The 15,130-nt window shown below is 36.1% G+C and carries 17 protein-coding genes and 1 pseudogene; 8 read left to right on the forward strand and 10 right to left on the reverse strand.

What is annotated here, in order from left to right:
- Positions 1 to 54: 54 nt before the first annotated feature.
- Both murI and BARBAKC583_RS04045 read right to left on the reverse strand, forming a co-directional pair.
- A complete protein-coding gene (gene murI, locus BARBAKC583_RS04040; RefSeq protein ID WP_005767169.1) occupies positions 55 to 870 on the reverse strand; it encodes a glutamate racemase in 816 nt (271 codons plus the stop codon).
- Positions 870 to 1,697, reverse strand: coding sequence for an RNA methyltransferase (locus BARBAKC583_RS04045; protein WP_011807366.1), 828 nt, complete (start codon positions 1,695 to 1,697; stop codon positions 870 to 872). Before BARBAKC583_RS04045 ends, murI begins: the two co-directional genes overlap by 1 nt.
- Before the next feature lie 48 nt (positions 1,698 to 1,745).
- Between BARBAKC583_RS04045 and BARBAKC583_RS07220 the strand changes: the two are divergent.
- The 3 genes and pseudogenes from BARBAKC583_RS07220 to radC form a co-directional block, all read left to right on the forward strand.
- Positions 1,746 to 2,043 (forward strand): annotated as a pseudogene (locus BARBAKC583_RS07220) (DNA/RNA nuclease SfsA); the annotation flags it as partial.
- A gap of 3 nt (positions 2,044 to 2,046) precedes the next feature.
- Positions 2,047 to 2,877 (forward strand): type I methionyl aminopeptidase, encoded by an 831-nt coding sequence (map, locus tag BARBAKC583_RS04050; protein WP_005767173.1) that lies wholly within the window; start codon positions 2,047 to 2,049, stop codon positions 2,875 to 2,877.
- Between the two features lie 17 nt (positions 2,878 to 2,894).
- Positions 2,895 to 3,692 carry a RadC family protein gene (gene radC, locus BARBAKC583_RS04055; protein ID WP_005767175.1) on the forward strand — a complete coding sequence of 266 codons (798 nt, stop codon included), beginning with the start codon at positions 2,895 to 2,897 and terminating at the stop codon, positions 3,690 to 3,692.
- Positions 3,693 to 3,739: 47 nt separating this feature from the next.
- Here the strand turns inward: radC and BARBAKC583_RS04060 are convergent, their stop codons facing one another.
- The 6 genes from BARBAKC583_RS04060 to gatC all read right to left on the reverse strand — a co-directional run bounded on the left by BARBAKC583_RS04060 (position 3,740) and on the right by gatC (position 8,423).
- Positions 3,740 to 3,952: a DUF3126 family protein gene (locus tag BARBAKC583_RS04060; protein ID WP_005767176.1), complete on the reverse strand. Its 213-nt coding sequence runs from the start codon at positions 3,950 to 3,952 to the stop codon at positions 3,740 to 3,742.
- 166 nt (positions 3,953 to 4,118) lie between these two features.
- Positions 4,119 to 4,892 (reverse strand): alpha/beta fold hydrolase, encoded by a 774-nt coding sequence (locus BARBAKC583_RS04065; protein ID WP_005767179.1) that lies wholly within the window; start codon positions 4,890 to 4,892, stop codon positions 4,119 to 4,121.
- Positions 4,893 to 4,895: 3 nt separating this feature from the next.
- Complete coding sequence (locus BARBAKC583_RS04070) at positions 4,896 to 5,393, reverse strand: DUF192 domain-containing protein (RefSeq protein WP_005767181.1); 498 nt, start codon at positions 5,391 to 5,393, stop codon at positions 4,896 to 4,898.
- A gap of 101 nt (positions 5,394 to 5,494) precedes the next feature.
- Complete coding sequence (locus BARBAKC583_RS04075; protein WP_035453098.1) at positions 5,495 to 6,070, reverse strand: cold-shock protein; 576 nt, start codon at positions 6,068 to 6,070, stop codon at positions 5,495 to 5,497.
- 550 nt (positions 6,071 to 6,620) lie between these two features.
- Positions 6,621 to 8,105 (reverse strand): Asp-tRNA(Asn)/Glu-tRNA(Gln) amidotransferase subunit GatA, encoded by a 1,485-nt coding sequence (gene gatA, locus BARBAKC583_RS04080; RefSeq protein ID WP_005767184.1) that lies wholly within the window; start codon positions 8,103 to 8,105, stop codon positions 6,621 to 6,623.
- A 30-nt stretch (positions 8,106 to 8,135) separates the two neighbouring features.
- The gene (gene gatC / locus BARBAKC583_RS04085; protein WP_005767186.1) at positions 8,136 to 8,423 is read right to left on the reverse strand and encodes an Asp-tRNA(Asn)/Glu-tRNA(Gln) amidotransferase subunit GatC; all 288 of its coding nucleotides are present in this window, start codon (positions 8,421 to 8,423) and stop codon (positions 8,136 to 8,138) included.
- Positions 8,424 to 8,589: 166 nt separating this feature from the next.
- Here gatC and ruvX point away from each other — a divergent pair, with 166 nt between their 5' ends.
- Entirely contained in the window at positions 8,590 to 9,075 is a 486-nt protein-coding gene (ruvX, locus tag BARBAKC583_RS04090; protein WP_005767188.1) for a Holliday junction resolvase RuvX, read from the forward strand.
- On the opposite strand, the gene BARBAKC583_RS04095 is transcribed toward ruvX, so the two are convergent.
- The gene (locus BARBAKC583_RS04095; RefSeq protein ID WP_005767190.1) at positions 9,060 to 10,685 is read right to left on the reverse strand and encodes an acyl-CoA dehydrogenase family protein; all 1,626 of its coding nucleotides are present in this window, start codon (positions 10,683 to 10,685) and stop codon (positions 9,060 to 9,062) included. The genes ruvX and BARBAKC583_RS04095 overlap by 16 nt on opposite strands.
- Positions 10,686 to 10,809: 124 nt before the next feature.
- Between BARBAKC583_RS04095 and BARBAKC583_RS04100 the strand changes: the two genes are divergently transcribed.
- Genes BARBAKC583_RS04100 through dprA form a run of 4 tightly spaced genes read left to right on the forward strand, consistent with a single transcriptional unit; the run spans position 10,810 to position 14,903 of the window.
- Positions 10,810 to 11,775 carry an aspartate carbamoyltransferase catalytic subunit gene (locus BARBAKC583_RS04100; RefSeq protein ID WP_005767192.1) on the forward strand — a complete coding sequence of 322 codons (966 nt, stop codon included), beginning with the start codon at positions 10,810 to 10,812 and terminating at the stop codon, positions 11,773 to 11,775.
- On the forward strand, positions 11,772 to 13,067 hold the full coding sequence (locus tag BARBAKC583_RS04105; RefSeq protein WP_005767194.1) for a dihydroorotase: 1,296 nt from the start codon (positions 11,772 to 11,774) through the stop codon (positions 13,065 to 13,067). The genes BARBAKC583_RS04100 and BARBAKC583_RS04105 overlap by 4 nt, the downstream gene beginning before the upstream one ends.
- A gap of 17 nt (positions 13,068 to 13,084) precedes the next feature.
- A complete protein-coding gene (gene plsY, locus BARBAKC583_RS04110; protein ID WP_005767196.1) occupies positions 13,085 to 13,720 on the forward strand; it encodes a glycerol-3-phosphate 1-O-acyltransferase PlsY in 636 nt (211 codons plus the stop codon).
- Positions 13,713 to 14,903, forward strand: a complete 1,191-nt coding sequence (gene dprA / locus BARBAKC583_RS04125; protein ID WP_005767198.1) for a DNA-processing protein DprA — start codon at positions 13,713 to 13,715, stop codon at positions 14,901 to 14,903. The genes plsY and dprA overlap by 8 nt, the downstream gene beginning before the upstream one ends.
- Here the strand turns inward: dprA and BARBAKC583_RS07190 are convergent.
- Positions 14,833 to 15,039, reverse strand: coding sequence for a hypothetical protein (locus BARBAKC583_RS07190; protein ID WP_005767200.1), 207 nt, complete (start codon positions 15,037 to 15,039; stop codon positions 14,833 to 14,835). The genes dprA and BARBAKC583_RS07190 overlap by 71 nt on opposite strands.
- Between the last annotated feature and the right edge of the window lie 91 nt (positions 15,040 to 15,130).

The following is a 15,130-nucleotide window of genomic DNA, read 5'->3' on the forward strand; positions in this document are numbered from 1 at the left end:
GTTAGTGAATGTTACTTTTTTCAAAAGAAAAATAGTGACTTTCTTCTATTCATCTCATACTCCAAAGTCAACTCCCTTCATTATATTGAGGTTAAATCTTTGCAGCAAACGCTCAGTTACAAAATCTATATTTTGCGATGTAAACAAAGCATAATTTTTAATATTCTTCTTTGAACTTTTATTTTTCATTGTTTCTAGCAACAATGATCTTGTATGTCTAGCTATAGCTTTTGCTGGATCAATCCAATTGACTGACCATAAAGCCTGCTTATGAAATAAGCTGATCAAAAAAGGATAATGCGTGCAAGCTAAAACAATAACGTCAGTATATTTGCCATTTTTCTCAACAAAGCACGGCAAAATTTCGTGACGTAATTCTTCGTAATCAATAGGATAACCACGTAAATAATTTTCAGCAAATGTAGCAAGTTTTTTGCTTCCAACCAATTCTACATGGCATTGATTTGCAAAAGAACTAATTAATTCATGTGTATATGCTCGCTTAACTGTTCCAGGAGTTGCCAAAACTGAAATTAAACCAGATTTTGTTTGTGCAGCTGCGGATTTAATCGCAGGAACAGTTCCTACGAAAGGAATATGAGGAAATTCTTGTCGTAAATCTGATATCATGAGTGTAGAAGCTGTATTACAAGCAATCACACATAAAGCAGGAGTATATAATTTTAGAAGATTTGTAAAAACTTTTAAAATACGGCCTTTTAAGACATCTTCTTCCCATGCACCATAAGGGAATCCCGCATCATCAGCAACATAAACAAATTGCAATTCAGGAATAAGGATACGTGCTTCCTTCAATACCGTTAATCCACCAATACCACTGTCAAAAAAAATAACTGGTTTCTCACTCATCAGTATTCACATTTTCTTATTTTTTTACGATCGCGCTCTGCAGGTGCACCACTGCCCCGTGGAAATTTAGGCGAAAAATGATTTAATGAAGATACAATTCCACGTAACAATCTAACCTCAGATTCACTAAAATTAGCGCGTGTAAAAACAGAACGCATATTTGAAACCATTATCTCTTTACGCTCTTGCGGCCTAAAATATCCACGAACATCCAAAGCATCCTCTAACTGAAATAAAAGACCATGAAGTGTTTCTCTATCAGCCAGCTTCATCTCTTCTGCACGAAAAGCTGTATCGCTCACATTCTCTAAACCTGATTTCATCCACTCATAAGACATTAATAGGACAGCTTGTGCAATATTGAGTGATGCAAAAGCAGGATTAACTGGAAAAGTAACAATTTCATTTACAAGGCTGATTTCATCATTTTTCAAGCCCCATCTTTCTCTTCCAAATAAAATACCTGTTTTATGTCCGAGATTTTCATGCTGACGTAAAATACTTGCTGCTTCTACAGCACTTTTGATAATTTTAAAGCCATATCTTTTACGCGCTGTTGTGCCAAAAATATAATGTAAATCTGCAATTGCATCATGTAGTGTATTAAAAACTAAAGCATTATCTATTACGTGATCCGCTTTGCTAGCCGCAGCTTTAGCTTTGTCATTTGGAAATGTTTCTCGAGGGTTGATTAAACGCAAATCAGATAGCCCAAAATTTGCCATTGCTCTTGCTACCATGCCAATGTTTTCAGGTAATTGCGGTTCAACTAAGACAATGACTGGACCATCCATCACATTTTTACAATTTCTATTTGTTCCAGCCATCATTTCACCAATTTTTGTACAGAATAATTTCTACCGTTATTTTTTTAAACTCAATCACGCATTGATTTTCTTCTACGCAATGATATCCTTCCCTAATGTTATCTGGAAGTAAAAAATATTCATCTCATTTACCAAAAAGGACGAGCAAAATTTCCTGAAATCAAAACAAACATAATTTAGCGAAAAAATCACTCAGCTCTTATCATTTGCTATAATTTTGATCCTATTTATAAATGTAAATCTGATAAAACCTTAAAATCAAGAGTGGAATTTTATGCTATAAAATGTCAGGTAAATGTGAAAGGGTATTTTTCTGATTCATCAAGTGAAAGTAAAAAATAGCAAAAAAATGGTTGATTATATTGAGTACAATGAAACACCTCTAAAATTTAATGGGAAAATTCGTATTTTTGATGATTATGCTTTTGCTGAAATGCGTAAAGTGGGTCAGATTGCCGCGGAATGTCTTGATGCACTCACAGATATTATAAAACCTGGTATTACAACACAAGAAATTGATGATTTTATTTTCATTTTTGGAGCGGAGCGAGGTGCCCTACCAGCAGACCTAAATTATCGCGGATATAGCCACTCATGCTGCACATCTATCAATCATGTTGTCTGCCATGGTATACCAAATAAAAAATCTTTGCAGGAAGGTGATATCGTCAATGTCGATGTAACATTCATTCTGAATGGTTGGCATGGAGATTCAAGCCGCATGTATCCTGTTGGAAAAGTTAAGCGCGCTGCAGAACGATTACTAGAAATAACTCATGAATGCCTTATGAGAGGAATTGAAGCCGTAAAACCTGGAGCAACCACAGGTGATATTGGTGCAGCCATTCAGCGTTATGCAGAATCTGAACGGTGTTCAGTTGTAAGAGATTTTTGTGGTCATGGAATTGGTCAACTTTTTCATGATGCACCTAATATTCTTCATTACGGAAATCCAGGAGAAGGCGAAGAGCTTAAACAAGGCATGATATTCACAATTGAACCCATGATTAACTTAGGTAAACCACAAGTTAAAATTTTATCTGATGGTTGGACTGCTGTTACACGTGATCGCTCTCTTAGTGCGCAATATGAACATACAATTGGTGTAACAGATCAAGGATGCGAAATATTTACTCAATCTCCCAAAAATATTTTTTATATTCCTAATTCATGTGCCTAAGTAAATGTAGAAATATCATGGCCAAAAAAATAAATAAAAATGAATTTGCTCAAAGCGATCATTTTGAACACATACCAAATGTTCTGCATGACCCAACAACAAATACAAAAAACGAAAAACTTAAGAAAAAAACTTCACTAACAAATAATCATTATCAAGGACATCGTGAACGTCTTCGTAAACGATTTTTAGATACGAAAGGCAATGCAATCGAAGATTATGAGTATCTTGAATTATTGCTTTTTCGTACTATTCCTCGTGCAGACACCAAACCAATTGCTAAAAAATTAATAGAGCGTTTTGGTTCGTTAGCTGATGTTTTAGGAGCTGATATTCATAGACTTCAAGAAATTGAAGGATGTGGTCCAGCGTCTGCAATAGATTTAAAAATCATTTCAGCAGTTGCAGGACGTTTTGCTCGTGCACAATTGTCTAAACGTGATATTTTTTCATCATGGGATAAAGTGTTAGCTTATTGCAAAGCTGTTATGGCTCATGAAACACGCGAACAATTTCGTATTTTATTTCTTGATAAAAAGCATGGTCTTCTTTCCGATGAAGTGCAACAAACTGGAACCATTGACCGCACCCCTGTTTATCCCCGTGAGGTCGTATCTCGAGCTCTAGAATTATCCGCATCAGGAATTATCTTAGTTCACAATCATCCTTCAGGCGATGCTTCCCCTTCTCAAGAAGATATATCAATGACGTATAGATTGAAGGATGTAGCAAATGCATTAGATATCACTCTCCATGACCATCTCATCATCGCACGTAACGATTATATAAGCTTTAAAGCATTGAAACTTATATAAAATCCAATTGAATAAAGAAAAAATCTTTATCTAATTATAATCATACATTAATTTTCTAAATCTACATCCAATATAGCCATCGAAAAATTGTAGGATAGTTCATCTTCATCCTCATCTCGATAAATAATACCTAAAAACTCATCTCGGATATAAACTTCACAAGAATCATCTTTTTTCGGCCGCGCTTTTACCTGCAATGCTGAATTTTGGAAGATTGTTTTAAAATAATTATCAAGTTTTTTTATTTCATCAGCATTCACCGTGCTCTCCTGAATTTAAAGATTAACAACTAATTCCTTGTTGGCAGATAAGCTACTCCTATGATTCTGTAAAGATTGTAAAAAATTTTTAATCACTATCTTTTTGTTTTTTTCATAAAAATAAGAAAATATATTAGAATTGGAAAAAAGCTTTATAAATCATAGGTCAAATAATAGGAAAACGAGCAAGAAAATCGATAACGCCTTTTTTATAAATCTTATCTCCTACAGCAAGCATATGATTTCGATTAGGAATTTGTAATGCCTCGCCATTTGGTAATAAAGCCGCTAATGGTTTTGCTTCACCACTAATTTCATCCAGTGAACCAACTGCAACGAGAGAGGGTTGTTTGATCTGAGAAATCTCATATTCTGTTAATTCTTGTTTTGATGTCATGATACATGCTGCCAAAGCACGTTTATCACTTTTATTTTTGTCCGCAAATCTACGAAACATTAAACCACGTGAATTTGTAATAGTTGAAACATCTTCTGCTAAAAGAGCTTCTGCAACAGGTTCCCAACTCCCTGCTCCTGTTACCATACCTATACCTAATCCACCAAAAACAACACTATGCACATATGTTGGATATAAAAGAGTCATAAACGCACTAATGCGCGCACCCATGGAGTATCCCATAACATGAGCTTTAGGTAATTCTAAATGCTGAAGTAATTTAGCAGCATCACTCGCCATCAATTGCGGCGTATAAAATGAAGGATTATAACTTTTGTCTGAATCACCATGTCCACGATTATCAAGAGCAATAACACGATAACCTGCTTCAATAAGACAAGAAAACCAGCCTGTTTCATACCAATTGATACGTGCAGAAGATCCAAAACCGTGAATCAATAAAATAGGCTCTCCTCGCCCTTCTTCATAGTAAGCAAACCGCAAACCATCATGTTCAAAAAAACGAATATTTTCTACTGTCATTCTTTAATTACTCTCACATTTTCCACAAATAGCAGGATGAATAACACGCTGTCCTTTTTGTATTTTTTTTTCAAAAACTTCACCAGCATTAACTTCAATAGCAAAAGTTGCAGGCATTTTTGATGAAATTATTTCTGTTGAAAATGGAGAAAGCTTTTCAAAAATGGAAACAATGTCCCCTTCAGAATTTAAAAAAATCATATCCAAAGATAAAGGCGTATTAGCCATCCACATAAAAATCTGCTCATTATTCATCAAATTTTTAAATAACATTGCACGGTTGCGAGGAAAATCAGTGCGATACATCAAACCCGCCTTTGATTGAACTGGAGAAAAGGCAAGCTCTACTTCATAAGAGATAATCCCCTGCTCCGTCTTTATTTTTAAAGGAATTAAATCAATAGGAATCTGTATAGGATTTTGTGCTAAAGCTGTATTTATTTCTACACAAAAAAAGACAGAAAAAATTAAAAAAACTATCTTTTTAAAAAAATTTAACATTTTACTCTTGATCATTTAGGATTTAAAATTTTTTGTGAAACAACAAAAGAAATAAAAATTAAAAAAAATAATGATAAAATAGAAGGCTATCCTATAGTTTATTAATGCGTAGCAAATGGAAGTGCTATATCAGGATAAATTTCTGCTGTCATCAACCCCTTTTCCCCTTTGCCAAAACGCACAATAACAACCTGACCAGCACGCAGTTCTGTTAAACCAAAACGACGCAATGTTTCCATATGAATAAAAATATCCTCTGTTCCTTGTCCTCGACTAAGGAAGCCAAATCCTTTATCACGATTAAACCACTTAACGATTGCACGCTCCAAACCACTTTCAGGAGAAACCGTAATATGTGTACGCACCGGAATTTCTGACGGATGAACAGCCGATGATAAATCAATAGACTTCACTTGGATACATTTTAATCCTCGTTTAGTTTTTTTTACAGAACAAACAACCTTAGCACCCTCCAAGGCTGTTTGAAAACCGTCTCGCTGCATCACACTAATATGTAATAATATATCAGGAAGTTTAGGAAAATCAGGTGTAACAAACCCATATCCCTTACTACTATCAAACCATTTAATGATACCAGTAATTTCAACAATCTCACGATACCCCCCGAGATCTTCTTCCAACGGGGAATGACCCTTCAATGTATCCTTAATTATCATAACCAAACGTAACCCCGCGGGTTTAAATCCTACAAATTGCTTCTCTCATGTTAAGTGAACATTGCCCTCATATTAACAAGTAAGGCCCAAGATAAGATGCCCCCATATTGTCATCCCACTTGATAATATCGATTCTATAATTTACCAATGCTCATCCATAATGCTTAATTTATATGCTTTGTTTAACTCAAAGAAGACATAAAAAGAACCTTCATACAGTAACTGATTTTTATAGTATTTAACTCGCATAGTAATGAAGTTCAAGACAAGGTACTGAAGATTTCAGCTCTGAAATTGAGAATAATTTTATCACAACAGCTATGATAATTTACTTATAACAAATCAAATTCTTCAGCAAACAATCCTATTAATTGACATTTATCTCTTGTTAATTAGTTGAATGCATTAAGGTAGCTTTGAACTTAAAGGTGTGCAGTTAGCACATAAGAAAAATTTCAGGATACTAAGATATAAAATCGAGATCAAGCTATAACTTACTAAAAAACTCCCCTCTAAATTTAGAAAATTTCTTTTTTATAGGGTCTTATCTTTATGGCCACCACTTTTTAGCACTAAATGTTCCTGCAGCCTGTTCTATAATATACGCTATCTGAAGAATGACTTCTTCAGCAAAAGGCTTTCCAATTAATTGCAATCCTAGCGGCAAACCACTTGATGATAAACCTGCAGGCACAGAAACTCCTGGCAAACCTACCATATTAACTGGTACGGTAAAAATGTCATTGAGATACATCGCTATGGAATCATTTTTTATTTTTTCATCAGCAAGGCCGAAAGCTGGTGTCGGTGTTACAGGCGTAAGAATTGCATCAACACCGATAGCAAAACATTGATCAAAATCATTCTTAATCAATGTTCTTACTTTTTGAGCTTTAATATAATAAGCATCGTAATACCCCGATGAAAGAACATAGGTTCCAATCAAAATACGCTGCTTAACTTCATCACCAAAACCAGCTGAGCGTGTCTTCTCATACATTTCAACAATGTCTTTCCCTGGCATACGAAGTCCAAAGCGAACACCATCATAGCGAGCTAAATTAGAAGACGCTTCTGCAGAAGCCACAATGTAATAGGAAGGTAAGGCGTACTTTACATGAGGCAACGAAATATCAACAATCTCTGCTCCTGCTTCTTTTAAGAAATCCATTCCTTTTTGCCAAAGTTCAATAACTTCGGTAGACATCCATTCAAGACGATATTCTTTTGGGATACCAATTTTCATTCCTTTGATTGATTGGCCAATGCATTTTTCATAATCAGGTATTGGTAAGTCAACAGAAGTTGAATCTTTCCTATCAAAGGAAGCCATTGATCTGAGCATAATTGCGCAATCTCGAACATCCCGCCCAATAGGCCCTGCTTGATCTAATGATGAAGCATAAGCTATAGTTCCCCACCGTGAACAACGCCCATAAGTTGGTTTAATTCCTACCGTACCAGTAAAAGCTGCTGGTTGACGTATTGACCCACCAGTATCAGTAGCTGTTGCACCTACACAAAGTCGTGCTGCAACAGCAGCTGAAGAACCACCTGAAGAGCCACCAGGAACAAGCTTTTCATCCGATCCTTTTTTACGCCATGGATTGATAACTGGCCCATAATATGATGTTTCATTGGATGATCCCATAGCAAACTCATCCATATTAAGTTTGCCCAACATAACTGCTCCATCTTTCCATAAATTAGCAGTTACTGTTGATTCATACTTTGGTTTAAAACCATCAAGGATATATGAACACCCCTGAGTATGTACATCATATGTCGCAAAAAGATCTTTAATTCCTAGTGGAATTCCTTCTAAAATACCAGCTTCTCCTTTAGCAAGACGATTATCTGATTCAGCAGCCATTCTCATTGCTTGTTCTGCTGTTACTGCTACATAAGCATTCAAAATTGGATTAGCCAACTCAATCGCTTGCAAATAAGCTTCTGTTAATTCAGTTGCCTTGAAATCGCCTTTTTTTAGGGAATCACGAGCTTGTGCAATTGTTAACATTGTTAAATCGGTCATATTGATTCTCAGTTTTTAAGGTATAAAAAACTATTCGACAATTTTTGAAACAAGAAAGAAATTTTCTTCTGTTACAGGTGCATTTGCCACAATATCCGCGGCCTTATTACCATCTGTGATACTATCCTCACGCGTTCGTAAAGTCATTGGAATCACTGATATTAATGGATCAACTCCTGTAACATCGATTTCATCAAGTTGTTTTGCGAAATCTAAAATAGCATTGAACTTTTTTGTTATACGCTCCGTCTCATTGTCATGGATAGCAATACGCGCTAAATGCGCTATCCGCTTGATCGTTTTATCATTTACAGACATATTATGCATCTTTATTTGAATCTCATTCTGATATTAATCTATTTATATTCACTTAATTATATCAAGCTCGCATCTATAAGCATAAGAATATTGATATCTGTATCAAAATTTCATTATAAATACGAATCTAAAATACTAAGAAACCACGAACATAAAATCAAATCACATGGCTATTATCACCATAGACAGAGTTATTTCACATCTCTTATCTAAGCAAACAATAGCAGGTTTGGATTTGGGAACTAAAACTATTGGAATCGCTATTTCTGATATCAGTTTAACCTTTTCAAATCCGCGTCCTGTTATTCAACGAAAAAAATTTACGTTAGATGCCTTAAAACTTATAAAAATTTTTGATCATGAAAATGTAGGTGTTGCTATCATTGGTTTACCTATCAACATGGATGGAAGCAATGGTCCTCGTGTTCAAGCTACTCGAACTTTCGTCAGCAATATAGCAATGTACACAAAAATTCCATTTATTTTTTGGGACGAACGATTATCAACAATTGCAGCACAACGTCATCTTTTAGAAATAGATGTATCACGTATTAAACGAGAAAACCGTATTGATTCAGCTGCAGCTGCTTTTATACTACAAGGTGCTCTCGACAGAATTCAAATACTCCGTCAGAATCATACAGAAGGATAAAGGATATTTAGTAATTCTAGTGGATTATATCGTGCAATCATCATACCATAAGATGATCTCCATTGTCCTCCAAGGCGGCTTTCCATATAAGCATTAACAACATAATCCATTTTTTTGCAACGTAATGATGCAGCAGCTCCTGCATATGCCACTTGCTCAACAAAAAATCTACCTGCCCCTTCATTTGTTGAAGCCATCTGTGCAGCAGATTTGATAATTTCAATAGCCCTTGGACCTGCTGGACCAATATCCGTTGCAATTTTTTCTAACAATTTTTGAAATAATCCAGGTGCTTTATTAACTATGAGAATTGCATCCTTCACTAATTGATTAGCATTATTCCTTAGAATCCTTGCAGATCCATCACGCAACATTTGTGATAATGGATTGCCTTCTATAAAGCTTTCCAAACCGAGCTGTGCAATAATTTCACCAATAATCGGAATAACCAATTGGTTTACATGATACGCAACAATAGGTGTCATAATATGTGCAAAAGCTGCTTCAGAGCGATCATTAACAGCATTATCAAACGCCCATGCTAAACGAAAAACCAAGGCTTGTGAGGCAGCAATATCAAGTGCGATGTCAGAAAAAATACGCTCTGTTAATGGTGGTAAAGGTTGATTTGGCATTTTTTGTCGAAAAAAATCTATACCAAATTGAAGTGCTGCCCGCAAAACACCTGCTGATATCACAGACTGATCGAAACGCACCATGGTTTCGACATCTTTGATTATTTTTGTGCCTTCTCCAATATTGCCTAAGAGCCAGCCATAAGAATTTTGAAAATCAACACTTCCTTCTGGTACTGAATGCTCTCCAGAGCGCTGTATTAAATGACGGACTGATATGATACCATTTAATTCACCATTTTCTTGTAAGCGAGGAACAAAAAAGCAATTTAAACGACCATCTATTTCTGCACTAACAAGATAGCCGTCAGCTATTGGATTAACAACATTGGTTTTTGTAATATTTAAATTGTATAAATCACAACCAATCTTTTCATCAAAAGAAATTTTTTGGGCCATTGAAAAACTGGAAAAATGTTTTCTGCTTTCTTCAATATCATCAAAAGCACAGCTAAGCGAAGCTCCCTTTTTATGATGAATAGGCTTAGAAGAAAAATCATACTGACGTGATAAAAGAACATTTTGCCACCTTTTAAATAATTCAGAGTTACCAACTAATACGGCAATAGCTGCACTTGTTATAACAACCTCATTTAAGTGTCCGGTCTCTAAACCAGCAGATAAAATTAAGCGAATAGCACGTGCTTGGTAACGCACTCCATTCTCTACAGTTATATTTTCCCAAAGTGAAGAAACCAACCCCATCTGCCTCGAATATCGTTGCAGAGTATAGTAAGATGGGTGCATCTCCAATTGTTCTATTCGTTGACCCCATTCGTTATTATGGTGCAACACTGGCCGATGGCGATTTGCCAAACGAGAAAGATCCCATGCTTCACGGCTCGCTACAAAAGCCCCGACTTCTTGAAAATTTTCTAATAAAGATTCAGGAAGAGTAGATGCAACACGAAGCATAAGTGTATCACTAAAAAATGCATTTTTTCGGCGACCACTTTGCATAAATGGATCATTCATATGTGTTATTCCTTATTCGAATCACTTGCATCATAAACTATTTATCTTTTCGCAATTAAAAACATTTGTTACATTCAAAGAAATGTTTATTAACGCTCTTAAGAGAGTTATAGAAAAGGATACGATGACTCAAAATACTCCATTTCCAATTTTTCCCCATCGACATCTCTTGGGTATTAAGGGTTTAACTTTACAAGACCTTACTACATTACTTGATCGTGCAGATGCGAACGTTACCCTTTACCAAAAAAATGATAAAAAGAAATCTATATTGCATGGGCGTACTCAAATTAATCTCTTCTTTGAATCTTCTACACGAACACAATCCTCATTTGAACTAGCCGGTAAGCGGTTAGGAGCAGATGTGATGAACATGATCATCAGCAATTCATCTGTAAAAAAAGGGGAAACATTAATTGATACAGCAACAACCCTTAACGCAATGAATCCTGATATACTCGTTATTCGCCATAATTGCGCTGGAGCCGCCTCACTTTTAGCTCAAAAGATTGACTGTTGTGTAATTAATGCAGGTGATGGAGCACATGAACATCCAACACAAGCTTTATTAGATGCTCTTACTATTAGAAGAACAAAAGGTCGTATTGAAGGATTAACTGTTGCAATTTGTGGCGACATCTTGCATTCACGTGTTGCACGTTCCAATATCATCAGTCTTAATACTTTAGGAGCACGTGTCCGTGTTGTTGCACCCTCAACATTGTTGCCTACCGGAATTGAAGATATGGGCGTTGAGGTTTTTCATACGATGCAAGAAGGTCTTAAAGGTGCTGATGTTGTTATGATGTTACGTTTACAGCTTGAGCGTATGACAGGTGCTTTTATTCCTTCTATCCGTGAATATTTTTATCATTTCGGCTTACATAAAGAAAATCTAATCTATGCTAAAAATGATTGTATTATCATGCATCCTGGCCCAATAAATCGTGGTGTAGAAATCGCTTCTGATATAGCTGATGGAACACGCAGTATGATCCATACACAAGTAGAAATGGGAATAGCTGTACGCATGGCTATCATGGAAGCGTTGCTGGATCCGCGCCATGATTACAATGGAGAAAAGAAATGACAAGGCCAATAGTTTTTCAAAATGCCCGTATTGTTGATCCTTCACGCGCGATCGATGAAATTGGCACAGTCATTATTGAAAATGGACTCATTACGGTTGCTGGAAAAGAATCCCTCAACCAGGGAACACCTGAAAGCGCAGAAATCATTGATGCAAGCAATAAAGCAATTTTACCTGGACTTGTTGATTCCCGAGTTTTTATTGGTGAACCAGGAGCTGAACATCGTGAAACAATTGCTTCGGCAAGCCAAGCAGCAGCAGCAGGAGGAATTACCTCTTTTTTGATGATGCCGGACACACAACCGGTCATTGATAATGTAGCTCTTGTCAAATTTATTACACGGACAGCACAAGAAATGTCATTGGTCAATATTTACCCTGTGGCAGCTATCACTCAAGGGTTAAATGGACAAAAAATAGCTGAATTTGGCTTATTAAAAAATGCAGGTGTAATTGCCTTCAGCGAGGGGAAAAAAACTCTTCAGAATTCATCTATTATGCGTCGTGCAATGACTTATGCTCGCGACTTTGATGTCGCTTTAATTCATGAAACGCAAGACAAAGACCTAACTGGCCAAGGTGTTATGAATGAAGGCTTATTAGCGAGTTGGCTTGGTCTTTCTGGAGTGCCTCGTGAAGCAGAAGTCATCCCTTTAGAAAGAGATTTGCGACTGGCTGCATTAACAAAAGTAAACTATCATGCTGCTCAAATATCAACAGCTATGTCTGCTGATGCTATTCGTTTAGCAAAACAACATAATACAAAAATTTCAGCGGGTGTATCAATTAATCATTTATCTCTTAATGAAAATGATATTGGTGAATATCGTACCTTTTTTCGTTTAATACCTCCATTGCGTTCAGAAGAAGATCGTATTGCAATGATTGAAGCAATAAACGATGGAACAATAGATGTTATTGTTTCTTCACATGATCCTCAAGATGTTGATACAAAGCGTTTACCCTTTCAAGACGCTGCAGCAGGCGCTATTGGAATGGAAACTTTATTAAGTGCGGCTTTACGTTTGTATCACAATAAATCCGTATCTCTTTTACGTTTAATCGAACTCTTATCAACAGCACCTGCAAAACTTTTTGGTTTAAATGCTGGAACACTTATGAAAGGTGCTCCTGCAGATCTTATTTTGGTTGATCTTGATGAACCATGGGTATTATCTCCAGATATATTGCACTCACGCTCAAAAAATACACCCTTTGAAAATACACGCTTTCAAGGACGTGTAATTCAAACCTTTGTTAAGGGTAAATCAGTGTTTAATCTTAACCACTAAATAGGATTAAATTCTCAATGAATCAGATTGAAATATTCTTTCAGTTTTATGCATATTTCCTTCTTTTGATATCCTATTTTATAGGATCTATTCCATTTGGATTGCTTTTCACACGATTTGCTAAACTTGGTGATGTAAGAACAATTGGGTCTGGAAATATTGGAACTACAAATGTTTTACGGACAGGAAATAAAAAAATTGCTGCTCTAACTCTTCTTTGCGACACTTTAAAGGGAACTATCGTTATTTGGATTGCAAAATTTTTAATCTATCCAATAGACAACAATATTATTTCTGTTTTAGCGGGATTTTTTGCTTTTTGGGGTCATCTTTTTCCCATATGGCTCAAATTCAAAGGTGGTAAAGGCGTTGCAACTTATCTAGGTGTATGCTTAGGGCTTTTTTGGCCAGCAGTAATTGTCTTTACCATTATCTGGATAATATCCTTTTTATTTAAGCGTTTGTCCTCATTATCAGCACTTGTTGCTGTCACTGCTGTTCCAATTTTTGTCTATCTTTTTTCTCCTTGCTTCTATACTAATTGCACAATAGCAATAATGAGCGTACTCGTAATTATCAAACATCATGCAAATATTCGCAGATTATTAATTGGGAAAGAGAGAAAGGTTACCATTAAAAAAAGGAATGGATAAGGGGACTCAACTTACTGATTATCAACGCTTAAACTGGTTGCGGTTATTACGCAGTGAGAATATTGGGGCTGTTACTTTTCGCAATTTAATTGATCATTATAAAACAGCAGAAAATGCTTTAGCTGCACTTCCTGAACTTAGCAAAAAGGGTGGCCTTGGTACGGCTATCCGCGTAGCAACACTAGAAGATGCTGAAAAAGAAATGAATAAAGCCGAAAAATTAGGCATTCGGTTTATCGGTTTGGGCGAACCAGATTATCCACCATTCCTCAGAGCCATGGAGGCATCACCGCCACTTATTACCATAAAAGGCAATGTTGCAGTTTTTTCTAAACCCTCTGTTGGGGTTGTTGGTTCTCGAAATGCTTCAGCTGCTGGTCAAAAACTAACAACTCAATTTTCTCATTTTCTTGGAAAGACTGGTTTTGCAATTATTTCTGGCTTAGCACGTGGTATTGATAGCATTGCTCATCAAACAAGCTTATTAACAGGCACAGTTGCAGTTATGGCTGGCGGAATCGATCACATTTATCCTTCAGAAAATAAAAAACTTTATAATGATATTATCGATAATGGTGGCGCCATTATCAGTGAAATGCCAATTAGTTGGAAACCACGTGCTATCGATTTTCCAAGAAGAAACCGCATTATTGCAGGGTTATCACTGGGTCTTTTAGTGGTAGAAGCAGCTATGCGATCAGGATCTTTAATTACAGCTCGTCAAGCTGTTGAAATCGGACGACTAATTTTTGCTATTCCTGGCTCTCCACTTGATCCGAGATCAATGGGTACAAACAACCTTATCAAAGAAGGAGCCTTATTGATTACACATCCTTCTGATATCATAGAGGCGCTTACCCCCTTAATTCCAAACAATACTGATTGTCAGCTGAGTTTTTTTGAGGAATCATATCCAATTCAATTACAACAAGAAAATCATAGCTTACCTAAACCTAGTACAAAAGCCCCCTTTGCAGATGATACAGAACGCGCAGCTATTCTTTCTGCTCTCTCAACAACTCCAATTGATTTAGACACATTAAGCAGTCATTCAGGTGTTCCTTTACAAAACTTATATCTCTTATTGATTGAATTAGACTTAGCTGGAAAACTTACTCGGCACTCCGGCGGTTATGTGTCACTGTCGACTGAGAATCCTCCCCAAGAGCTTCATTATTATTAATAATATTTTGCCCTTCTTTGGCTACCATATCCAAAAGCAACGCCAAAAGCGGACTATGAGCTTGATATGCCATATGGCTCATTTGCTTTGACATATCTGTAATATAGCGGATAACTTTTAAATGATCTATTAACATAATTTTCTATCCTTGAGCATTATCCCTATCTCTCAATAGATGTTATTTTAGTATTTTTCTGCATGTCTTTTTATTAACCGTGGAAAATAAG

This window comes from Bartonella bacilliformis KC583 (genome assembly GCF_000015445.1).
In the GTDB taxonomy this organism is placed as follows: Bacteria; Pseudomonadota; Alphaproteobacteria; order Rhizobiales; family Rhizobiaceae; genus Bartonella; species Bartonella bacilliformis.